Source organism: Salifodinibacter halophilus (assembly GCA_012999515.1).
Classification (GTDB): Bacteria; Pseudomonadota; Gammaproteobacteria; order Nevskiales; family Salinisphaeraceae; genus Salifodinibacter; species Salifodinibacter halophilus.
This window is the reverse complement of the sequence record JABEEB010000001.1, coordinates 1,206,441-1,226,909: the sequence shown is the minus strand read 5'-3', so window position 1 is coordinate 1,226,909 and position 20,469 is coordinate 1,206,441. Positions and strand designations below refer to the sequence as shown.

General features: G+C 59.9%; 19 protein-coding genes. 6 read left to right on the top strand and 13 right to left on the bottom strand.

What is annotated here, in order from left to right; all coding sequences use genetic code 11:
- Position 1: 1 nt before the first annotated feature.
- From HKX41_05485 to clpB, 5 genes are all read right to left on the bottom strand, one after another.
- Complete coding sequence (locus tag HKX41_05485; protein NNC23606.1) at positions 2-436, bottom strand: biopolymer transporter ExbD; 435 nt, start codon at positions 434-436, stop codon at positions 2-4.
- Positions 402-1,049: a MotA/TolQ/ExbB proton channel family protein gene (locus HKX41_05480; protein NNC23605.1), complete on the bottom strand. Its 648-nt coding sequence runs from the start codon at positions 1,047-1,049 to the stop codon at positions 402-404. The genes HKX41_05485 and HKX41_05480 overlap by 35 nt, the downstream gene beginning before the upstream one ends.
- Positions 1,050-1,185: 136 nt before the next feature.
- Positions 1,186-1,623, bottom strand: coding sequence for a hypothetical protein (locus HKX41_05475; GenBank protein ID NNC23604.1), 438 nt, complete (start codon positions 1,621-1,623; stop codon positions 1,186-1,188).
- Between the two features lie 153 nt (positions 1,624-1,776).
- The gene (locus tag HKX41_05470) at positions 1,777-2,607 is read right to left on the bottom strand and encodes an aldo/keto reductase (protein NNC23603.1); all 831 of its coding nucleotides are present in this window, start codon (positions 2,605-2,607) and stop codon (positions 1,777-1,779) included.
- A 114-nt stretch (positions 2,608-2,721) separates the two neighbouring features.
- Positions 2,722-5,304, bottom strand: coding sequence for an ATP-dependent chaperone ClpB (gene clpB, locus HKX41_05465; protein NNC23602.1), 2,583 nt, complete (start codon positions 5,302-5,304; stop codon positions 2,722-2,724).
- A 167-nt stretch (positions 5,305-5,471) separates the two neighbouring features.
- On the opposite strand from clpB, the gene HKX41_05460 reads away from it, so the two are divergent.
- Positions 5,472-6,185, top strand: coding sequence for an LOG family protein (locus tag HKX41_05460; protein NNC23601.1), 714 nt, complete (start codon positions 5,472-5,474; stop codon positions 6,183-6,185).
- Between the two features lies 1 nt (position 6,186).
- Here the strand turns inward: HKX41_05460 and HKX41_05455 are convergent, their stop codons facing one another.
- A complete protein-coding gene (locus tag HKX41_05455; protein NNC23600.1) occupies positions 6,187-6,975 on the bottom strand; it encodes a 1-acyl-sn-glycerol-3-phosphate acyltransferase in 789 nt (262 codons plus the stop codon).
- A 55-nt stretch (positions 6,976-7,030) separates the two neighbouring features.
- On the bottom strand, positions 7,031-7,693 hold the full coding sequence (rnt, locus tag HKX41_05450; GenBank protein NNC23599.1) for a ribonuclease T: 663 nt from the start codon (positions 7,691-7,693) through the stop codon (positions 7,031-7,033).
- A 227-nt stretch (positions 7,694-7,920) separates the two neighbouring features.
- On the opposite strand from rnt, the gene HKX41_05445 reads away from it, so the two are divergent.
- The 3 genes from HKX41_05445 to HKX41_05435 all read left to right on the top strand — a co-directional run bounded on the left by HKX41_05445 (position 7,921) and on the right by HKX41_05435 (position 11,515).
- A complete protein-coding gene (locus tag HKX41_05445; GenBank protein ID NNC23598.1) occupies positions 7,921-9,057 on the top strand; it encodes an alkene reductase in 1,137 nt (378 codons plus the stop codon).
- Positions 9,058-9,195: 138 nt separating this feature from the next.
- Positions 9,196-10,398 carry an argininosuccinate synthase gene (locus HKX41_05440; GenBank protein NNC23597.1) on the top strand — a complete coding sequence of 401 codons (1,203 nt, stop codon included), beginning with the start codon at positions 9,196-9,198 and terminating at the stop codon, positions 10,396-10,398.
- 145 nt (positions 10,399-10,543) lie between these two features.
- Complete coding sequence (locus HKX41_05435) at positions 10,544-11,515, top strand: FKBP-type peptidyl-prolyl cis-trans isomerase (GenBank protein ID NNC23596.1); 972 nt, start codon at positions 10,544-10,546, stop codon at positions 11,513-11,515.
- Between the two features lie 146 nt (positions 11,516-11,661).
- Here HKX41_05435 and HKX41_05430 read toward each other — a convergent pair whose 3' ends face one another.
- The 4 genes from HKX41_05430 to metG form a co-directional block, all read right to left on the bottom strand.
- Positions 11,662-12,321 carry a fumarylacetoacetate hydrolase family protein gene (locus HKX41_05430; protein ID NNC23595.1) on the bottom strand — a complete coding sequence of 220 codons (660 nt, stop codon included), beginning with the start codon at positions 12,319-12,321 and terminating at the stop codon, positions 11,662-11,664.
- Positions 12,318-12,965 (bottom strand): endonuclease III, encoded by a 648-nt coding sequence (gene nth / locus HKX41_05425; protein NNC23594.1) that lies wholly within the window; start codon positions 12,963-12,965, stop codon positions 12,318-12,320. The genes HKX41_05430 and nth overlap by 4 nt, the downstream gene beginning before the upstream one ends.
- Positions 12,962-13,624, bottom strand: a complete 663-nt coding sequence (locus HKX41_05420) for an RnfABCDGE type electron transport complex subunit B (protein ID NNC23593.1) — start codon at positions 13,622-13,624, stop codon at positions 12,962-12,964. Before HKX41_05420 ends, nth begins: the two co-directional genes overlap by 4 nt.
- A gap of 144 nt (positions 13,625-13,768) precedes the next feature.
- Positions 13,769-15,802 carry a methionine--tRNA ligase gene (gene metG, locus HKX41_05415; GenBank protein NNC23592.1) on the bottom strand — a complete coding sequence of 678 codons (2,034 nt, stop codon included), beginning with the start codon at positions 15,800-15,802 and terminating at the stop codon, positions 13,769-13,771.
- A gap of 110 nt (positions 15,803-15,912) precedes the next feature.
- Between metG and apbC the strand changes: the two genes are divergently transcribed.
- Both apbC and HKX41_05405 read left to right on the top strand, forming a co-directional pair.
- Positions 15,913-17,004 carry an iron-sulfur cluster carrier protein ApbC gene (apbC, locus tag HKX41_05410; GenBank protein NNC23591.1) on the top strand — a complete coding sequence of 364 codons (1,092 nt, stop codon included), beginning with the start codon at positions 15,913-15,915 and terminating at the stop codon, positions 17,002-17,004.
- Between the two features lie 118 nt (positions 17,005-17,122).
- Positions 17,123-18,352, top strand: coding sequence for a YeeE/YedE family protein (locus HKX41_05405; protein NNC23590.1), 1,230 nt, complete (start codon positions 17,123-17,125; stop codon positions 18,350-18,352).
- A gap of 6 nt (positions 18,353-18,358) precedes the next feature.
- Here the strand turns inward: HKX41_05405 and HKX41_05400 are convergent, their stop codons facing one another.
- On the bottom strand, positions 18,359-19,351 hold the full coding sequence (locus tag HKX41_05400) for a zinc-binding dehydrogenase (GenBank protein NNC23589.1): 993 nt from the start codon (positions 19,349-19,351) through the stop codon (positions 18,359-18,361).
- Between the two features lie 105 nt (positions 19,352-19,456).
- Entirely contained in the window at positions 19,457-20,452 is a 996-nt protein-coding gene (locus tag HKX41_05395) for a hypothetical protein (protein ID NNC23588.1), read from the bottom strand.
- Between the last annotated feature and the right edge of the window lie 17 nt (positions 20,453-20,469).

Below are 20,469 nucleotides of genomic sequence, written 5' to 3'. Positions count from 1 at the left end.
CTTAATCGCCACCTGGTTGGCCCATCAGGCGCAAATTGGTTACGCCCGCATCCTTTAAGGCATCCACTACATGGACGGTCTGTTGCAGACTGACGCCTGTGCTTGGATGGACCAGGACTCTGAGGTCGTCCTTTTTGCTGCGCAGTTGCTGGACACGGGCCACTAGGGCTTTTTCGGAAAGTGACTGGCCGCCTACGTGAATCCCGTTGACGCGCAGGTTGACTAGCAGGGCGCCGGTGGCCGAGGCAGCATTGCCGCCGGCAGTCGGCGCATCGAGCTTGATCGCACTGTTATGGCTGAAGTTCGATGCCAGCATGAAAAACAATAGCAATATGAAGACGACGTCGATCAGCGACGTGAGGCTGGTCGACGCGCGCGTCGAACGGCGCCCATAGCGCTCGCTAAACGAAGGGGGTCTGGCGCTCTGCGGATTCATCCCGGCCCTGTAGCGTGCTGGCGGCATCGATATCTGCCGATTGATCGGCCTGTGAGGTGAGATCGACGGTAAATATCCGTGTGGCCACGCTATCCATGTGGTGTGAAACTCGGTCAATCGCGCGTTCGAACCAGTTCACAGCAACCGTGACCGGCATGGCCACTGCCAGACCGACAGCCGTGGTCAGCAATGCTTTCCAGATGCCGCCCGAAAGGACCGACGGATCAACCTGGCTGCCTGCGGCTTGAAGCTGTTGGAATGCTTCGATCATGCCGAGTACTGTGCCGAAAAGCCCAAGCAATGGTGCGATCGCGGCGATGACCTCGAGTGGGCGCATAAAGCTGCGCAGTTGTTCGAGCATATCGCCGCCGAACTGCAACAACTCTTCGCGTACCGCTGTTTCCGAGGTATTCGACTGTGCTCGGAGTTGGATGGCGCGCGCCGCGACCCGTGAGGCTGGGTTGGGGGAGCGGTTGGCGGTCGTTATCGCGGCGTTTGGGTTGCCGGAGCGATAAATTTTCAAGGCGCTTTGCGACGTTGTCCGATCGTTGATGCGTACGCGGCGAAACTGAAACAGCTTGACCAAGATCAAGGCCAGCGCCAATACCGACATCGCGATCAATATCCAGACCACGAAACCGCCAAGGGCGGTTAGTCGCAACAGCGTGTCTACGAACTGCCCCCAGACTGCGTTCACACTCGTCAACGCTATGCTCCTTGTGATGACGCCGGGCTCAGCCGGCGGTTGGCTATTCGATAAACGATACCGATCCTCGGGCCGAGACGTTGAGTAGCGACGCGCAGTTTTTGACCGGACTGTTTTCGGTGTTGCAGGCGATCACGCCATTCATCAGAAATTGTCCCAGATCCTCGCAGTGGGTCTTGTCGATGTCGAAAACTTTGACACTGGTCTTGTTGGGCTGGAGTGGCCCGAGACCGACCGCGAGTCGTTTGGCGACAATGCCTTTTTTATTGAACATCACCACGTCGAGTTTCAATTGCTTGAAACGCTTCTCGGTCAGGTTCTGGGTGACCAAAAAGGCACGGCAGGCGTTATCGGCCGATTTTAGTTTGTTGAGCTCGATCTGCACGTTGCCGCTGTTGGCTTGGGCCGCCGCCGCGAGCAACAGCCCGGCGAGCACGCCGATCAATCCCGCGCCACATTTGGTTTTTGCCAGCTCGCGCATGTCCGTTTTCCTTGTGATCCATGTATCGATGACGATACCGATCAATCGCCAAGGGTATAACACTTAACGTTCCGAATGCAGGCCCGAGCGCGGGTGGATCGTCATCCACCCGCGCTGTCACGGTTGGTCAGAATTTCACACACGGTGTTTTGTTCACGCCGCGTTGTCCCAGTCGGGTGCAAACGATGGGTTGATCAACCGGCCGTCGGGCGTGTGCAGATCGGTGATCTGACTCATCTCAGTCTCGGACAGTTCAAAATCGAATATGTCGAAATTGTTGGCCACATGTTGAGGGTTGGAAGAGCGCGGGATCGCGATGACGTCGCCGTGCTGTAATAGCCAACGCAGCGCGACCTGGCCGCCGTTTTTGCTGTGGCGCTGGCCGATTGCGGTCAGCGTGTCGTTGCCGAACACTTTGCCTTTGGCCAGCGGACAGTAGGCGGTCAGCGCCATGTTGTGTCGACCGAGCGTATCGCGTACTGGCGTCTGGTTTAGAAACGGATGGTATTCAACCTGGTTGGTGGCCAGCGGATGTTTCGATGCGGCCACGGCCTGGTCGATGTGGCTGGTCGTGAAATTGCTGATGCCAATATAGCGGGCCATGCCTTGATCGACCGTGTCGTTCAGCGCGCGGATGGTTTCTTCCAGCTCAACGTCCGGGTTCGGCCAATGCAGCAATAGCAGGTCGACGTAATCGGTTTCGAGCTTGTTCAAGCTGTCTTTGACCGAGGCCTGAAGGTCGCCGCCATGAAAGTGATCGGTCCAGACCTTGGTGGTTAGAAAAATATCTTCGCGGGCGACGTCCGAGTCTGTGATGGCAGCCCCGACCGCGGCTTCGTTTTTATACACCTGTGCAGTATCGATGTGGCGATAACCAGTTTTAAGGGCGGTGTCGACCATGGCTTTCGCATCGTCGGATGATAATTCGAAAGTGCCGAAACCGAGTGCCGGCATCTGGGCGCCGTTGGCGTCGACGTACTGCATTGGGGATTCCTCGTATCTTGTTCGGGTATCAAAATGTGGCAGCGCATACCGCCGCAATCAAGCGGCCCCACGGTGGTGGATATGCCGTGGGGCCGTCGCCTGAAAACGCACTGCCTACGCGGCGCGCGCGAATGCCAATTCGTGCTCGCCGTCGAGGTCGACCGTCACGGTATCGCCACCGCTGAACTCGCCGGCCAGTATCTGTTTGGCCAGTGGGTTCTCGACCAGCGTCTGGATGGAGCGCTTCAGCGGTCGTGCACCGTAGACCGGGTCGAAGCCGGCTTCGGCGAGCTTGTCCAGCGCGTTATCGGTCACGTCGATTTTGATATCGCGGTCGGCCAGCCGTTCGCGCAGATCGGAGATCTGGATGTCGGCGATCTGCCGGATTTCGGCCTTGTCCAACGGATGGAAGACCACGGATTCGTCGATCCGGTTAATAAATTCCGGCCGGAACTGCTGGGCCACGACCTCCATGACGGAGTCCTGCATCGTCTGGTAATCGTTGTTGGGGCCCATCTCTTGAATGAGTTGGCTGCCGAGGTTCGAGGTCATCACGATAATCGCGTTTCGAAAGTCCACGGTCCGCCCGTGGCCATCAGTCAAACGGCCGTCGTCGAGAACCTGCAGGAGGATGTTGAACACATCGGTGTGGGCTTTTTCGACTTCGTCGAGCAGGATTACCGAGTACGGCTTTCGACGTATTGCTTCGGTGAGATAACCACCTTGCTCGTAGCCGACATAGCCCGGCGGTGCGCCGATCAGGCGTGCGACCGAGTGTTTTTCCATGAACTCCGACATGTCGATGCGTACCATCGCGTTTTCTGTGTCGAACATGAAGTTCGCGATAGCCTTGCACAGTTCGGTCTTGCCGACGCCGGTCGGGCCGAGGAACAAAAACGAGCCGATCGGCCGGTTCGGATCCGAGAGGCCGGATCGGGACCGCCGGATTGCATCGGATACGGCAGTTACGGCTTCGTGTTGACCGATGACGTGCTCGTGGAGGTCTTGCTCCATGCGCAATAACTTGTCGCGTTCGGCTTCGAGCATCCGGGCAACCGGGATGCCGGTCCAACGGGAAACCGTTTCGGCGACTTCCTCTTCGGTCACATTATTGCGTACCAGCGTGTTTTCGCTCGCACTGATTTCTGAGGCCTGGGCTTGCTCGACTTCGCGTTCGAGTTGTGGAATACGGCCGTACTGGAGCTCCGACATCCGGTCTAAATCGCGCGCACGCTGAGCGGCTTCAAGCTCCAGCCGAGCCTGTTCGAGCTCTTCTTTTTTCGCGGCTGCGCCGGTCACACTGGCTTTTTCCGCTTTCCAGGTCTCTTCCAAATCGGCGTACTCACGCTCGAGTTGGCTGATCTCGGCATCGAGATTGTTCAATCGCTGGCGCGAGTCCTCGCCGGATTCCTTTTGCAGCGCCTGCTGCTCGATCTTGAGCTGGATGAGGCGCCGGTCGAGTCGGTCGAGTTCTTCTGGTTTGGAGTCAATTTCGATGCGGATCTTCGACGCTGCTTCGTCGATCAGGTCGATCGCCTTGTCCGGTAGCTTGCGCGCGGTGATGTAGCGCGTCGATAGACGTGCGGCGGCGATGATCGCGCCGTCGGTAATATCCACGCCATGGTGGACCTCGTAACGCTCCTTCAACCCGCGCAGAATGGCGACGGTGTCGTCCATCGATGGTTCGTCGATCAGCACCTGCTGGAAGCGGCGTTCGAGTGCGGCGTCCTTTTCGATGTTTTCGCGGTATTCGTCAACTGTGGTCGCACCGATGCAATGCAGCTCACCTCGAGCCAGGGCAGGTTTGAGCATATTGCCGGCATCCATCGCGCCGTCGGCTTTGCCAGCGCCGACCAGCGTGTGGATTTCGTCGATAAACAGGATGATTCGGCCTTCCTGTTTTGACAGATCGGACAGCACGCCTTTCAAGCGGTCCTCGAATTCACCACGATATTTAGCGCCCGCAATCATCGCGCCCAGGTCGAGCGCGAGCACGCGTTTATCGGCCAGCGAGTCCGGCACTTCACCATTGACGATGCGCTGAGCCAGGCCTTCGACGATCGCGGTTTTACCAACACCCGGATCACCGACCATGGCCGGATTGTTCTTGGTCCGGCGCGATAACACCTGGATGATGCGTCGGATTTCCTCGTCGCGGCCGATCACCGGGTCGAGCTTGCCGGTCTCGGCGCGCTCGGTGTAATCGGTGGTGTATTTATCCAGCGCGTCACGTTGGTCCTCGGCACCTGGGTCGTCGACACTCTCGCCGCCGCGCAGGTCGTCGATGGCCTTGTTGAGGGCATCCGTAGTGGCGCCGGCGTTTTTCAGAATCTTGCCCGCATCGGACTTGTCGTCGGCCAGTGCCAGCGTAAACAATTCGCTGGAAATATAGCGGTCGCCACGCTTTTGCGCTTGTTTGTCGGCTAAGTTGAGCACACGGACAAGCGCCTGGCTCGGGCTGACTTCGCCAGTTGGTTCGCCGACCTTGGCAAAACCGTCTAGCGTTTTCATCAATCGATTGCGAACATCGGCGACATCCACGCCCATCTTGTCGAGCATCGGGCGTGTCGTGCCGTTGTCGGCGTCGATCAGCGCTAGCAATACATGGGCCGGCTGAATTTCGTTGTGGTCGCGGCCCACAGCCAGGCTCTGGGCTTGGGCCAGCGCTTCCTGGAATTTGCTGGTAAGTTGATCCATTTGCATGAAAGTTCTCGCGTTATTACGGGTGTGGTTGTAAGTGGCTTGCAAGCCACGTCATCACCTATAGATATAGGCGCCCGCCGCTCGGCTTTCAACTCACAACGACCTAAATTCTGTCAAGGTGCGCTGCTGCATTCGCGACGCTCGTCGGAGATTTTCGACCCATGACCAAGGCTTACAAAGATCTCGAATTCATCAACAGCCCCGCCGCACGGCCGCTTCGGATGTTGTCGGAATACATCGAACCGCGCGACCGTTTCGACCGACTCGGCATCGATCGTGCGTTAATCTTCTGGGGATCGGCGCGGCTGCGGCCACATGCTGGCGATGCGGTCGCCGAAACGGTCGATTACTACGCCGAGGCCCGCGATCTTGCGGCGCGCATGGCACGCTGGACGATGGCTGAGCATGCGCCAACCGACCGATATGTCATCTGTAGCGGCGGTGGCCCGGGCATCATGGAGGCAGCCAACTATGGCGCTGCCGACATCAACGCCGATCTATCGATGGGCTTGGGTATCGATTTGCCCGCAGAACAGGGGTTGAACGGCGGCGTTTCCGACGCGCTCCAACTCGATTTCCACTATTTCTTCATGCGCAAGTTCTGGTTCATGAACCTTGCGAAGGCGCTCATCGTCTTTCCGGGCGGTTTCGGCACGCTGGACGAATTATTCGAAATGCTCACGCTCATCCAGACGAACCGCCAGGAGGCCATTCCCGTGGTGCTTTTCGGCAGTCACTTCTGGCGGCGATTGATCAATTTCGATGTGCTTCTCGAGCTGGGGTTGATCGCGCCCGAGGATGTGGACCTGTTTCACGTGATCGACAGCGTGGACGAGGCCGAAGCGTTGCTGGTCGAGCGCCTCGACGGCCATTGACTCAGGAAGTGGCTGCTGGCTCGTTGACCCGATTCGGTGCGCTATCGCGTTGCTGCTGGTAGACGATTGCCTGACGGCTGGCCTCGGCCAGGCCGCGCCGGTCCAATCCCATGGAGGTAACCGTGTCGCAGATTTGGACACGCGCCCTCAGCGCTTTCAATCGAAACACCGCGACGAAGTTCGGCCAGAGCGGCATGTCGACCCACGGTACAGGGGCTAGATGCTGGTCCGCCGGCGTGTGGTCGTCGGTGTAGCGCACCGCGACCGGCAACACATCAAAACCTTCGTCGATGGCGGCGGCGAACAGTCGCGCATGAAAACGCGCCGGCACGGGGGAGCGCGCAGTTGTGGCCTCGGGAAACAGGACCACCGAGCGGTTCTCGGCCAGCGTGGCGCGGATCTGTTCGCCAATTGCCTGGGTTTGACCGGCGCCACGCGGCAGAAACAACGTGCCGGTGGCCCGCGCGAGCCGTCCGGCGACCGGCCAGCGTTTGACTTCTTCCTTGGAGATGAAACTTGCCCGGAAAACGTGGCCAAGCACGAGGATGTCCAGCCACGAACAATGATTGGCCACGATCACGGTCGGCTTGGCTGGTATATCGCCGTTGACCGCCAGTGAAACCCCGAGCGCGCGGAGTGCCAAGCCGAACCACCAGCGTGCTACGTCCGCGGTGCGTTGGCCGAAGATCGGCACCAGTGGCACCAGCGCAAGCGCGAACAGTACTAGTGCAGTAAACCAGATAGCGCGAATGGTCAGCGCAATCGGCCCGTGGTTCAAATGAAACGACATAGATCTGCTTGAGCCAGCGTCAACAGCCGAGCTCCCTTGTCAAAACGCCGGGATCCTACAACGTGCCCGAATCGGGCGAAAGCACGTTGTTGCCGGACCAGGCGTCGAATCGGTTGACGACGGCGCAGAACAGGCGCGCCGTTTGTTCGGTGTCATAACTGGCCGAGTGGGCGTTGTCATCGGACCAATCCAGGCCGGCAGCCAATACGGCTTTTTTTAGCACTGTCTGGCCAAAGGTGACGCCGCCGAGGGTTGCTGTGTCGAAGCAGGAAAACGGATGAAAAGGATTGCGCTTGATACCCGCACGTTCGACCGCGGCGTTCAAAAATCCAAGGTCGAAGTGTGCGTTGTGGCCGACAAGCACGGCGCGCTTGCAGCCATTCCGTTTGACGGCTGCGCGCACTTCGCGGAATACCCGTCCCAGCGCATCGTTCTCGCCCAGCGCCGGCCGCAGTGGGTGGTGTGGGTCGATGCCGTTGACCGCGAGTGAAGCCGGTTCAATGTTGGCGCCCTCGAAAGGTTTGACGTGGTAGCTAATCGACTCAGTCAGGCCAAGTTGGCCGGTGTCGTCGTATTCGACCATGGCCGCACCAATTTCCAGGAGGGCGTCGGTGCGGTCGTTGAAACCACCGGTTTCAACGTCGACGACTACCGGTAAAAAACCCCGGAATCGTCCGGCCATTTGTGGCCGCTCGTCGGTATCGTTATCGCTTGGCATGCGCCGATGCTAGCAGGGCAAACAAGCTCGGCTAAATTTTGCCGCACTCGAACCACCGTGTGCGTGTTGTGACGGCAACGGCAGCGCCCGGGCCTTGCCTTGGCCGCGATAACCCCCACGCTGCGTGATACCCGACGCACGGCTGGCTGGCCTGCGTCCTTGCATCCCAACTTTTCGCGTTGCTGCGCCTACTGTCGCAGTCGGCGTGGAGCTAGGAGTATTTATCGATGAGCGCACTATTTGAGCCCTATTCGTTGTCTGGTCACCACCTGCGCAACCGTGTGGTCATGGCGCCGATGACCCGGGTACGCGCGCCGGACGATGTGGCTACCGAAATGGGGGCACTGTATTACCGGCAGCGTGCCAGCGCCGGGTTGATCATCTCGGAAGGCACGCCCATTTCATACGAAGGTCAGGGGTATCTGTTCAATCCGGGCATCTTCGGCCCCGACCAGATCGCCGGCTGGGCCAAGGCGACCCGCGCGGTGCATGAGCGCGGCGGCAAGTTTTTTGCCCAGATTTGGCATGTCGGCCGGGTATCGCACACCTCGGTTCAAATCAATGGCGCATCGCCGGTCGGCCCGAGCGAAAGCCAGGGCGGCATGGCCTATGGCTACGACCAGCACGGGCGCGCGAATATGTTGCCAGCGAGTAAACCGCGCCGATTGGAAACCGCCGAAGTCCAGCGGATTGTGTCCGAGTTCAGCCAGGCGGCAGCCAACGCACGCGAAGCCGGTTTCGACGGTGTCGAGATCCATGCGGCCAATGGTTATCTGTTCGAGCAGTTTTTAAACCCCGGTGTTAACGACCGCACGGATCAATATGGCGGCAGTCGCGAGAACCGTTGCCGTTTGGTCATGGAAGTGATCGAAGCGTGCATCGCACGCATTGGCGCGCAACGCGTAGGTATTCGGCTGTCGCCGCATGGGACGCTGTTCAACATGCCGGAATATGAGGACAACGGCGAGACCTATCTGCATCTGGCGCGCGAGATCGAAAAACGCGGCCTTGCCTATATCCACTTGCACGATCAGGGCGGCCAGGGCATGGCGCCGCTGCCGATGGATTATCTACGGCGCTTTCGTGATACTTATGACGGCAATCTGCTGCTGGCCGGCAACTTGGAGCAGGACAGCGCCGAGCGGATGATCGCGGAAGATCTCATTGATTTGCCGGTCTTCGGGCGGCGGTATACATCCAACCCCGATCTGGTCGAGCGTATGCAAAACGGCTGGCCGCTAGCCGATTACGATCCGGATACATTCTATGGCGGCGACGCGCGTGGTTATGTCGATTTCCCGACTTATCCGGAAGAACAGGCGCGTAAGCAACGTGAATCGATGATCGCTGACAATCAGGCTTAATGGTCGAGCGGGCCGGCCGTCATTGACGGGCGGCCCGCTGCGCTTCGAAGTGCTGGTTTTAATGCCACGCCGCCTGCAAAGCGGCGGCGGGTAGCGCCTGTATAATCTTGGCCGAATCCCTTTTCGGCCAATGGGTCTATGTCAAGTATTAACAAAGTCGTTCTGGCTTATTCCGGCGGGCTCGATACGTCGGTCATCCTCAAGTGGTTGCAGGAACATTACGATTGTGAAGTTGTAACGTTCACCGCCGATATTGGTCAGGGCGAAGAACTTAACGATGTCCGGCCGAAGGCCGAGGCACTTGGCGTGCGCGAGATTTTTATCGAGGACTTGCGCGAGACGTTCGTCACCGACTACGTCTACCCGATGTTTCGTGCCAATGCCATTTATGAAGGCGAGTATCTGCTCGGCACGTCGATTGCACGTCCACTGATCTCGAAACGCTTGGTCGAAATCGCGCGCGAGACTGGCGCCGATGCCATCGCCCACGGCGCCACCGGCAAGGGTAACGACCAGGTGCGCTTCGAATTGTCGGCCTATGCGCTAGCACCGGATATCAAAGTGATCGCACCGTGGCGCGAATGGGATCTGAACTCGCGCGAGCGGCTGTTGGCTTATGCCGAAGAGAACGGAATCGATATCCGCAAGAAAGCCGATGGCGGCTCGCCGTATTCCACCGACGCCAACGCCTTGCATATTTCCTATGAAGGGGGCGTGCTCGAAGATCCGTGGACGCCAGCCGAGGAAGTCATGTGGGAGGCGACCGTGTCGCCCGAAAACGCGCCCGACACGCCGGAAGAACTGGATCTGACGTTCGAGGCCGGCGACATCAAAGCCATCAACGGCCGCGACCTGACGCCTTATCAAGTGTTGGCGATGTTGAACGAACGCGCCGGTGCCCACGGCATTGGCCGCATCGATATCGTCGAGAATCGCTATGTCGGCATGAAATCGCGTGGGTGCTATGAAACACCGGGCGGTACAGTCATGCTTAGTGCCCACCGCGCGGTTGAGTCGATTACACTCGACCGCGAAGCCGCGCATTTGAAAGATGAGCTGATGCCGCGCTACGCCAACGTCATTTATCAGGGGTACTGGTTCACGCCCGAACGTGAGATGCTCCAGGCCGCCATCGACCGTTCGCAACATCGCGTCAATGGCACCGTCCGCGTCAAACTTTACAAGGGCAACGTGTCGATCGTTGGGCGCGCTTCCGAGACCGACAGTCTATTCGATGCCGCCGTTGCGACGTTCGAGGATGATCGCGGGACCTACGATCAGGCCGACGCGGCGGGCTTTATCCGGCTCAACGCATTGCGGCTTCGGCTTGGCACCGATTAAGTGTTCGACCCTTGGCACGGCAATTTTGAAACCGACTGCTCTTGGGGCGGGAATCTGTGGCGACACGCGTGGTCGAATCCCCGGCCGATTGGTTGAGCGGTTACGCGATCGATCGACAAATTAAGTAATCGACAGGAAAACTTCTATGAAACGTTTCATCGCAATTCTGGCCTGTGGTGTCCTGCTTGCCGGGTGCGGCAGCGGCTCTGACAACAACCAAGATCAGGGCAGCTCGTCGTCACAGCAAAGCGGCCAGTCGCAAAGCGATAACAAGAACAACGGCCAAGAGTCGGGCAAAGGTGAAAACGACTCGGAATCGGCCTCCGACAGTTCCAAAAGCAATGACGCGGGCGACGAGTTCGCCAGCAAACAGGCGCGTCAGAGCTACGCGCTTGGCATGAATATCGGTAATTCTTTGAAGAAGATGCCACTGGATGTGGATACCGACAAGCTTGCCGAAGGCGTCAGCGACCGGCTTGGCGATGGCGAGACCAAGATGAACGAAAAACAGGTCCGTGACGAAATGGCCACTCTGGTCGAGAAGATGCGGGCCAGCCAGCAGAAAAAGCAGAAAAAGCTTGCGTCCGAAAACGCCGAAAAGGCCAAGCAGTTTCTAGCGAAAAACAAGCAGAAAGAAGGTGTGAAGACCACGGATGACGGCCTGCAGTACAAAGTTTTAAACAAGGGCGATGGGCCGCAACCGGATGGTAACGACAAGGTCACCGTGTCTTACGTCGGTAAGCTGCCGAACGGCAAGGTGTTTGACTCGAGCAAAAAGCAGGACAAGCCGGCCACATTCCCGGTCAATGCAGTGATTCCGGGTTGGACTGAGGGTCTGCAGATGATGCACGAGGGCGCGAAGTACCACTTCGTCATCCCGCCGAAACTGGCCTACGGCAAACGTGGCGCAGGCGAGCTCATTGGACCCAATCAGGTGCTAATCTTCGATGTCACGCTCAAAAAGGTGGCCGAGGTCGAGGGTAGCGCCAGCGATTCATCGCAAGACGGTGACTCGGGCGTGGATGCGAACAGCCCGGTTAAAAATGAATCGTCGAAGCAGTCGGGCGGTAGTACGCAAGGCGCCTCGAAGAGCGGCAGCGATAACGACCAAAGCTAGACTGGACGTTGCCCACCAGCCGCGCGACCCCGGCGATTAAGTCAGGGATCGCTAGACGCGGCGGGCAAGCGCTCTAAGCTGCCAGCCGTGTATAAATAGCCGGGCCTTGCGCCCGGCTATTGCATTATTGGTGGCGGTAAAACGCGCTACGCGACCAACCATTCGGCGCTTGGCAAGCTGCAGGCAGATAGCGTCAGATGCATGCCGGAGGTCAGCGGTCCGACACCGGCGGGTGTGCCGGTGTAGATCAGATCGCCTGGTGCCAGTGTCCAGTCGCGACTGAGCGAGGCGATCAACTCTTCGATGCCGACGAGCATGTGGTCGGTGCGACCGTGTTGGCGTATCTCGCCGTCGATTGTCAGCTGGAATTCGATAGTGCTTAGATCGAGCGTGTCGGTCAGCGGTGTCATGGGCCCGAGTGGTGCGCTGGCGTCGAAAGCCTTGGCACGCTCCCACGGCTCGCCACCACTTTTTAGCGCGGTCTGTTGATCGCGCAGGGTTAGGTCGAGACCGAGGCCGAGCGCGCGGATATGCGCCCGGCTATTGCGAGCCGGAATCTCGCACCCACCGGCACCGATCTCGACCACGAGCTCGGCCTCGTAATGCACCGCGCCGCGGTTGGCGGGCAACTCGATGGTCTCGCCTGGCGCGACCAGCGCACTCGGTGGCTTCATGAAAACGATGGCGGTATCGCCGGCCAACTGGTTGCCGAGTTCGCTGACATGGTCGGCATAGTTGCGGCCGATACAAAAAAGGCGTGGTGCATTGCGCCAGCCGAATGCGCTGGCGGGGCTTGTTTGGGTCATGTCGGTTTGGTTGCCAGTGTCTTGTCTTGATATTCGCACAGGTCGTTGATGACGCACGTCGGGCACCTCGGCGAACGTGCGACGCAGACGTAGCGTCCGTGCAGTATCAACCAATGATGGGCGCCGCGGCGGTAAGCCTTGGGCACAAGCCGCATGAGGCTGTCCTCGACCGCGCGTACTGTCTTGCCGGTACCTAGTCCGGTCCGGTTGGCCACGCGAAAAATGTGGGTATCGACGGCGATAGTTGGTTCGCCGAATGCGGTATTCAGGATCACGTTGGCGGTCTTGCGGCCGACGCCGGGCAAGCTTTCAAGCTCGGCGCGCGTGGCCGGCACCTGGCCGTCGTGGCGTTCGACCAGCGCCTGGCAAGTTTTGATGATGTTGGCGGCCTTGCTGTTATACAGCCCGATCGTCTGGATATATGTTTTCAAGCCAGCCTCGCCAAGGTCCAAAATCGCTTGCGGCGTGTTAGCGACCGGAAATAACTTTGCCGTGGCTTTGTTGACGCCGACATCGGTGGCCTGCGCCGATAGAATCACCGCGGTGAGAAGCTCGAACGGCGACTCGTAGTTCAGCTCGGTATCCGGTGCCGGGTTCGATGCAGCCAGTCGTTCAAAGATGGCTTGGCGCTTGGCGGCATTCATGGAGCACGCTTCCGTTTGGCTCGAGCGCGAGCGACCGCGTCGCCAACCACCGCCTTGCGGTGGCGCGATTCGGTTTCGGCGTCCGGCGCGTCGCGCCGGTCGACTGTCGCCTCGTGGCGATCGGCTCGCTGGCCTCGGTTTGTTGATTGGTTTAGACGTCGTAGCCGTGATTCGAAAAGCGTGCGCGCATGATCGGCGCGCTCACGATCGATGTCGCGGCTTGGCGGCCACAGTGGTTGACCGGTCTCGGGCGCCGATTCCGGCATGTCGATACAGTCGACTGGGCAGGCGGGCACGCACAGTTCGCACCCGGTGCAATCTTGTTCGATGACCGTGTGCATTTGCTTGGCAGCGCCAATGATGGCGTCGGTGGGGCAGACTTGAATACAGCGCGTACAGCCGATGCATTCGGCTTCACGGATGCGGGCCACACGTGCCACGCTGGCGTCGCCGCACTCCGGGTCCAGCGGTTTGTTCTGGCGGCCTGTTGCCGCGGCGAGTCGGTCGGCTGTTTCTTGGCCGCCGGGTGGACAGCGGTTGATATCGGCCTCGCCGGCCGCAATGGCCTCAGCGTAAGGCCGACAGCCATCGTAGCCACAGCGCCGGCATTGGGTCTGCGGTAATAGCGCGTCGATAGCGTCAACGTCGTCTTGCGTCATACCCACACTTTAGAGTATGCCCGGATCTGGCGCTTGATCCGCGGGCGCGAGACCGAGCGAGAACATCCGGGGCGACGCCAGCAAGCCGTTGTTGCTGGCGTCGGTTCGCTGTGCCGCCGAGAACCGCAGGCCCGGCGTTGGGCGTCACTTGATCGGCATGCCCGGCTCTGCGCCGCTGTCGGGGGCCAGCAGATACGGCTGGTCACCGGCGGCTAGCACCATGCCTTCCGAAGTACCGAAACGCATCTTGCGTGGGGCTAGGTTAGCGACCATTACAGTCAAACGGCCTTCCAGGTCGGCCGGGTCATAGGACGGTTTGATGCCGGCAAAGACCTGGCGCTGGCCAAGGTCGCCGACATCGAGCGTCAGTTTGAGTAGCTTATCGGCGCCCTCGACCGATTCGGCGCCCGCCACGCGTGCCACGCGCAGATCGACTTTGGCGAAATCGTCGATCTGAATCGTGTTGTTGTCGTCCGATGCCGATGCCGATGCGGTGTCGCCAACCGTCGAGCTGTGGTCCGCCGACTTGGGTGCCAAATCCTCGGCGCTTGCCGCAAGCATGCGCTCAATGGTGTCTTTTTCCACACGTTTTAGAAGCGGTTTGAACTTATTGATGGTGTGGTCGACGATCGGCGTGTCGAGATGGGACCAGTCGAGCGCCGTCACATTGAGAAACGCTTCTACGTTTGCGGCTGTCTGCGGCAGGATGGGTTTGAGATAAATCGTCAACTGCGCGAAGACGCTCAGTGCGGTCGTGCAGATTTGTTGCAACTCGGCGTCGCGCCCGTCCTCGCGCGCGATCTGCCAGGGAGCGCGCTCGGCCAGATAAGCGTTGGTTTGGTCAGCTAGATCCATGATGGCGCGCACGCCCTGGGCGAAACGGCGCTGTTCGAAGTGCTTGCGGATATTGGCGCCGGCAGCGGCAACTTCATCAAACAACGCCGGCTGATCGAGTGCGGACGCCAGCTGGCCATCGAAACGCTTGGTGATGAAGTTGGCGGTGCGACTGGCGATGTTGACGTACTTGCCGATCAGGTCCGAGTTGATGCGAGCGACAAAGTCATCGAGATTCAGGTCGATGTCCTCGACCCGCCCCGAAAGCTTGGCGGCGAAGTAGTAGCGCAGGTATTCGGCCGGCAGATGATCGAGCCAGGTCCGCGCGCGGATGAATGTGCCGCGCGACTTCGACATCTTGTCGCCGTTGACGGTTAGAAACCCGTGGGCGTGGATGCTGGTGGGCGTGCGGTAGCCGGCGCCTTCGAGCATCGCCGGCCAGAACAGCGCGTGGAAATAGACGATGTCCTTGCCGATGAAATGGTACAGCTCGGCATTGGAGTCCCGGCCCCAGAAGTCGTCAAACGATAAATCGTCGCGGCGCGCGCAGAGGTTGGCGAATGACGCCATGTAGCCGATTGGCGCGTCGAGCCAGACGTAGAAGTATTTGTTGTCGCTGCCCGGGATCTTGAAGCCGAAATAGGGCGCATCTCTGGAGATGTCCCAGTCTTTTAAGCCGGCCTCGAACCATTCGTCGAGCTTGCGCGTTATCGCGTCCTGAATTTGTTCGCCGTGGGTCCAGTTATGGAGGAACTGTTCGAACTGCGCGAGCTGGAAGAAATAGTGCTCGGACTCGCGCTCGACCGGCGTCGCGCCGGACAGCACCGACACTGGAGTGCTGAGTTCGGTCGGCTGATATGTCGCACCGCAGACTTCGCAGGCGTCGCCGTATTGCTCCGTTGCGCCACATTTCGGACATTCGCCCTGAATGAAGCGATCCGGCAGAAACATGCCGTATTCTTCGTCGAATGCCTGCGAAATCGTCCGCCTGCTGATATAACCAGCATCCGACAAGCGACCGAAGATGGTTTCCGCGAGTTCGCGGTTTTCGGTCGAGTGGGTCGTGTAGTAGTTGTCGAAGCCGATCAGGAAATCGCCGAAATCTTTCTGGTGTTCGGCGCCGAATTCAGCGATCAGATCTTCGGCTTCGATGCCCGCCGCGCGGGCTTTCAGCATGATGGGCGTGCCGTGGGCGTCGTCGGCACACACGTAGATACAGCGGTTGCCGGCCAGATTTTGAAAACGTGCCCAGATGTCGGTCTGAATATACTCGACCAGATGCCCGAGGTGAATTGAGCCGTTGGCGTAGGGCAGTGCCGAGGTAACAAGTATGTCGCGCGCCATGAACCGTTGAATCGCGGATAAAAAGCAGCGTCAGTATGCCAGACGAAACCACGCCAGCGCTTGGATAAGGGCGGTAGAATGGTGCTGTCATTCAAGCTGCCGCGACCGGCATGTCCGACAACATCAAAGCCCGCATTGAAGCCGTGCTCGGGAACTACCACGAGCCTTATTTGGATACCGATCTGGCCTCGGCGCGCGTGGTGCGCAGCCTGGAAGTCGATGGTCGTACAGCCAAGCTCGAAATCGATCTTGGCTTTGCCTGCGGCGACTACGGCCAGCAGTTGGCCGAGGCGATTCGCGGTCGCATCGAAGAACTAAACGAAATTGATCGAGCCGATGTGACAGTGGGCTACACGATCGCCCCGCGGCAGGTTCAAAATCAGCTAAAGCGCCTGGATAACATCTCCAACATCATTGCCGTCGCCTCGGCGAAAGGTGGCGTCGGCAAGTCAACGGTAGCCGCCAATCTGGCACTAGCGATGGCCGCCGATGGGGCGTCGGTCGGCTTGTTGGACGCGGACATCTACGGGCCGAGCCAGCCGCGGATGATGGGTGTGGCTGATCGCGCCAAAGCCCAGAATAACGAAACGATCATTCCCAACGTCGCCCACGGCTTGCAGACCATGTCGATCGGCTATCTGATCGACCAGGATTCGCCAGCGATCCTGCGTGGGCCAATGGTGACGTCGGCGTTGCAGCAGATGTTGTTCCAGACCGCATGGGATGGGCTGGATACTCTCATTATTGATTTGCCGCCAGGTACCGGCGACATCCAGCTCACGCTGTCACAGAAAGTACCGGTCTCGGGAGCGGTGATTGTGACCACGCCGCAGGACCTATCGCTGATCGACGCCCGCAAGGGCATCGAGATGTTCAATAAGGTTAGCGTGCCGGTGCTCGGCGTAATCGAGAACATGAGTACCCACGTGTGCTCGAACTGTGGCCACGAAGAATCCATCTTCGGTGCCGGTGGCGGCCAGCAACTTGCCGAGCAGTACGACGTTGATCTGATCGCTCAACTGCCGCTCGATGTCTCGATCCGTGAAAACGCCGATGCCGGTCAGCCTAGCGTGGCGGCCGATCCATCAGATCGTGCCAGCCAGGCCTATTTCCAGGCCGCACGCCGCACTGGCGCGCGTTTGGCGCAGCAGAAAAAGGACTATGCCGGGAAGTTTCCCGATATCAAGGTCGAGGATAGCTGAAGCGGTACCCGGCAGCACCTGACGCCGTTATGCCGTAAAGTTTTATATAACGCGTTTTTAATTATTTGAAACAATCTCCGCCGGTCATAGATCCTCGTACAGGGTTCCGTACGAGAGATTGACCTTGGCAACGACTTCTCCCGCCGATGCTGGTTTACCGCCGGCACCCCGGGTTTGGCCAGCCGCTGGTGCTGGTTTGGCCGCGGTTGTGTTCGCCGCCGTGCTGTTCGCGCTCGAAGGCGGGCAGCAGGGGGTGCTGTTCATTGTCGCGCTCGGGCTCGGCGTGGCGCTCTACCACGCGCGCTTTGGTTTTACCTCGGCGTTTCGCCAACTCATGGCGGTCGGCCATGGCGAGCGGCTGCGCGCGCATATGTTGATGCTGGCGGTGGCGACCGCGTTGTTTGCACCGCTGATGGCGGTCGGTACGACCGCGTTTGGCGGGGATCTTGGCGGCTATATATCGCCCCTCGGTGCCAGTGTCGCTTTCGGCGCGTTCATTTTTTGCGTGGGCATGCAACTCGGTGGTGCGTGTGCGTCGGGCTCGCTGTACACGGTCGGCTCGGGCCAAACCTCGATTATTCTGACGCTTCTGGGCTTTGTCGTTGGTTCTGTGTGGGGCGCACATGATTTTGGTTTCTGGCTCCAGCCTGCGTTAGTCGGGCCGACGATTTCGTTGGCCGATACGAGCTGGGGTTATGCCGGCGGTGTGCTGATTCAGTTTCTGATCATCGGCTCCATCGTGGCAGCCACGTGGTTGATCGAACGCCGGTTGGCCCCGCCGCATCGTGCCGAACCACCACACGAGCGTGGTTGGCGGCGAGCCCTTCGCGGTGCTTGGCCGCTCTGGGGCGGTGCGCTTGTGCTTGCAGTTTTGAATGCTGCGACACTCTGGTTGAGCGGCCGGCCGTGGGGCATCACGAGCGCGTTTGCGCTGTGGGGGTCGCAGGCGCTGTCGGCAGTGGGTGGTGATCCTGGTAGTTGGTACTACTGGAGTGAGCCGCACGCAGGCGGTCTAACGACTTCGATCCTGGCCGATCGCACCAGCGTCATGAACATCGGCATCATCGTTGGCGCGATGGCGGCCGCCGCTTGGGGCGGCACATTCCGGATCACGCACGATCTGCCCTGGCGCACGATCGCCGCGCGACTCATCGGCGGCGTGCTGATGGGCTACGGGGCGCGCATCGCGTTCGGCTGTAATATCGGCGCTTATTTTGGCGGTATTGCGTCGCTATCACTGCACGGCTGGTTGTGGGGCATCGTTGGCCTCGGCGGTACGATGGTTGGTTTGAAACTGCGCCCGCTTTTCGGCATGGCTGTCCCGCGCCGGAACGATACGAGTGTCTAAGCGGGGTTAAGCGCCGATATCGATTACGATTTTGCCGATGGCTTGGCCAGATGCCAGGTGGCGGTGGGCGTCGCCGACATCGGCCAGTGTGAACCGGTTCGAGTCGACTAGCGGGCGGAGTTGGCCGGCTGCCACCAGAGCGCTGACTTTGTCGAGGATGGCGCCGTGGTGGTTGGTGTCGATGCCGTGGAGCATGCGCGTGGCCATAAACACGACATGCAGCGACAGGCTTTTCAAGTGCATCGGCGTTAGATCGGCCGAATACTGTGCGGTGATTGTGCTGACTTGCCCATTGGCGCGTACGCCGGCGAATGCAGTGGCCAGATCCGAGCCGCCCGTGGTGTCGAACACGATGTCGAAGCCACGCCCCGCCGTCAGTCGGTCGACGTAATCGGTCACGGCTTCGTCGCGGTAATAGATGATCTCGTCGGCGCCGAGGTCGCGGACGATGTTGGCTTTTTGCTCGGTGGAGACCGTGGTTGCGACGCGCGCCCCTTGGGCTTTGGCTAGTTGCACGGCCACGTTGCCGACCCCGCCGGCGCCGCCGTGGATGAGCACATGGTCGCCGGATTTGACGCAGCAGCGGTCGATCAATGCTTCCCAGGCGGTAATGACCACCAGTGGCAGGGCAGCGGCCTCGCGCCACTCCAGTGAAGTCGGTGCGTGGGCCATGAGGTTAGCTTCGGCGGCAATGAACTCGGCGTAAGCACCACCGCGGCCTGCCATGCCGCCGGCGCAGCCGTAGACGGCATCGCCGATGGCGAAACGCGTTACGCCGGGGCCGACAGCTTCCACCGTCCCGGCAATGTCGCAGCCGAGCACGGCTGGCAATGCGGGGGCAATCGGTGGCCCGTTGGCGCGTATCTTGGTGTCGACCGGGTTGACGCTGGCTGCCATCTGGCGAACCAATATCTCGCCGCGCCCGGGCGTGGGCGTATCGATATCGGCTGCTTCGAATACTGATGGATCGCCGAATGTCTGGATCTGTTGAACGCGCATGCTCATTCCCGTTTAAAAAGTCAGATTGAATGCCGTACAAGCCATGCTTGCAAATTGGTCGAGGCGACACATCGCCAGTTCAACATAACCGATGCCCGAGTGGCGTCAATCTTGTTGCTTTTGCCGTCGCGCGGCTCGTAGTTCGGCGATTTGCCACGTAACCAGCATTGGCGCCCCCGTGATGACTTCCCGTATGCGTCGTATCAGCGAGATAGCGAGTGCGCTGTCGGGTTCGAGGCCGAGCATCTGGCCAAAAATCACAAACCCGGTTTCCTGGATGCCAAGCCCGGCGGGTATGAAAAAAGCGAGGTGGCGGGCAGCCAGTACGATACTCTCGAGCGCTACTGCGGCTAGCGGCCCAATGGGGTCGCCGAGCAGCCATGTAATCAACCAGATTTCCAGCCCGCCGGCGATCATGCCGGCCAACTGAAGCACAATACTACTCGCCAGCCGCCCGGCATTGTCGATCAGACGTCGGATGTCGGTATCGAGCTGGGCACCATCGGGTAATAGTTGGGCGAGGCGTGTGTCGCCGCCCAGCAGACGGCTGGCCAAGCGTTGGCCGCGTTCGAAGACGCGGAATCGACGCAGGATGAAAACCAGCACCAATGGAATCGGGCTCGCTGCCAACAAAGCCAGTGCAAACTTGTTGACCGTTGGCCCTGGATGCAGCCAGAGCAGAAATAGGGCGAGTCCCAGCCCGGTGAACATGAACTGGGCGATCAGCGTGACCACGATTTCGACCACAACACTCGCGATCGACCCCGAGGCGGGCACGCCCCGCAGATTCAAAAGTCGGATGCCGACAATGTCGCCGCCCAGGCTCGCCACGGGCAAAAGGCGGGCAACGCCTTCGCGTACCAGTGCGATCCACATCACGACGGTTAGACCGGCTCGCCGGGCGCGATCGAATGGCGTGACCAGCACGTGCCAGCCGGCAGCGTCCAGCCCGACTGCCAATAGCCGGGCCAGCACCAACCAGATGAAGCCGGTGCCCACCAGCGAGATCGCAGCGCCGATCTGGTCGGCCCCGATGTTCGCAATCAGGTACCCGGTTAGGCCGAGCCCGGCGAGAGCGAGTAGGGCGCCCAGATAGTTCATCGTGCTCGCATTATCGG

What these genes read in the sequence shown, in the direction of transcription:
- HKX41_05485 (NNC23606.1), bottom strand. Translation starts at nt 436, where the DNA reads ATGAATCCGCAGAGCGCCAGACCCCCTTCGTTTAGCGAGCGCTATGGG.
- HKX41_05480 (NNC23605.1), bottom strand. Translation starts at nt 1,049, where the DNA reads ATGTCGGTATTGGCGCTGGCCTTGATCTTGGTCAAGCTGTTTCAGTTT.
- HKX41_05475 (NNC23604.1), bottom strand. Translation starts at nt 1,623, where the DNA reads ATGCGCGAGCTGGCAAAAACCAAATGTGGCGCGGGATTGATCGGCGTG.
- HKX41_05470 (NNC23603.1), bottom strand. Translation starts at nt 2,607, where the DNA reads ATGCAGTACGTCGACGCCAACGGCGCCCAGATGCCGGCACTCGGTTTC.
- clpB (NNC23602.1), bottom strand. Translation starts at nt 5,304, where the DNA reads ATGGATCAACTTACCAGCAAATTCCAGGAAGCGCTGGCCCAAGCCCAG.
- HKX41_05460 (NNC23601.1), top strand. Translation starts at nt 5,472, where the DNA reads ATGACCAAGGCTTACAAAGATCTCGAATTCATCAACAGCCCCGCCGCA.
- HKX41_05455 (NNC23600.1), bottom strand. Translation starts at nt 6,975, where the DNA reads ATGTCGTTTCATTTGAACCACGGGCCGATTGCGCTGACCATTCGCGCT.
- rnt (NNC23599.1), bottom strand. Translation starts at nt 7,693, where the DNA reads ATGCCAAGCGATAACGATACCGACGAGCGGCCACAAATGGCCGGACGA.
- HKX41_05445 (NNC23598.1), top strand. Translation starts at nt 7,921, where the DNA reads ATGAGCGCACTATTTGAGCCCTATTCGTTGTCTGGTCACCACCTGCGC.
- HKX41_05440 (NNC23597.1), top strand. Translation starts at nt 9,196, where the DNA reads ATGTCAAGTATTAACAAAGTCGTTCTGGCTTATTCCGGCGGGCTCGAT.
- HKX41_05435 (NNC23596.1), top strand. Translation starts at nt 10,544, where the DNA reads ATGAAACGTTTCATCGCAATTCTGGCCTGTGGTGTCCTGCTTGCCGGG.
- HKX41_05430 (NNC23595.1), bottom strand. Translation starts at nt 12,321, where the DNA reads ATGACCCAAACAAGCCCCGCCAGCGCATTCGGCTGGCGCAATGCACCA.
- nth (NNC23594.1), bottom strand. Translation starts at nt 12,965, where the DNA reads ATGAATGCCGCCAAGCGCCAAGCCATCTTTGAACGACTGGCTGCATCG.
- HKX41_05420 (NNC23593.1), bottom strand. Translation starts at nt 13,624, where the DNA reads ATGACGCAAGACGACGTTGACGCTATCGACGCGCTATTACCGCAGACC.
- metG (NNC23592.1), bottom strand. Translation starts at nt 15,802, where the DNA reads ATGGCGCGCGACATACTTGTTACCTCGGCACTGCCCTACGCCAACGGC.
- apbC (NNC23591.1), top strand. Translation starts at nt 15,913, where the DNA reads ATGTCCGACAACATCAAAGCCCGCATTGAAGCCGTGCTCGGGAACTAC.
- HKX41_05400 (NNC23589.1), bottom strand. Translation starts at nt 19,351, where the DNA reads ATGCGCGTTCAACAGATCCAGACATTCGGCGATCCATCAGTATTCGAA.
- HKX41_05395 (NNC23588.1), bottom strand. Translation starts at nt 20,452, where the DNA reads ATGAACTATCTGGGCGCCCTACTCGCTCTCGCCGGGCTCGGCCTAACC.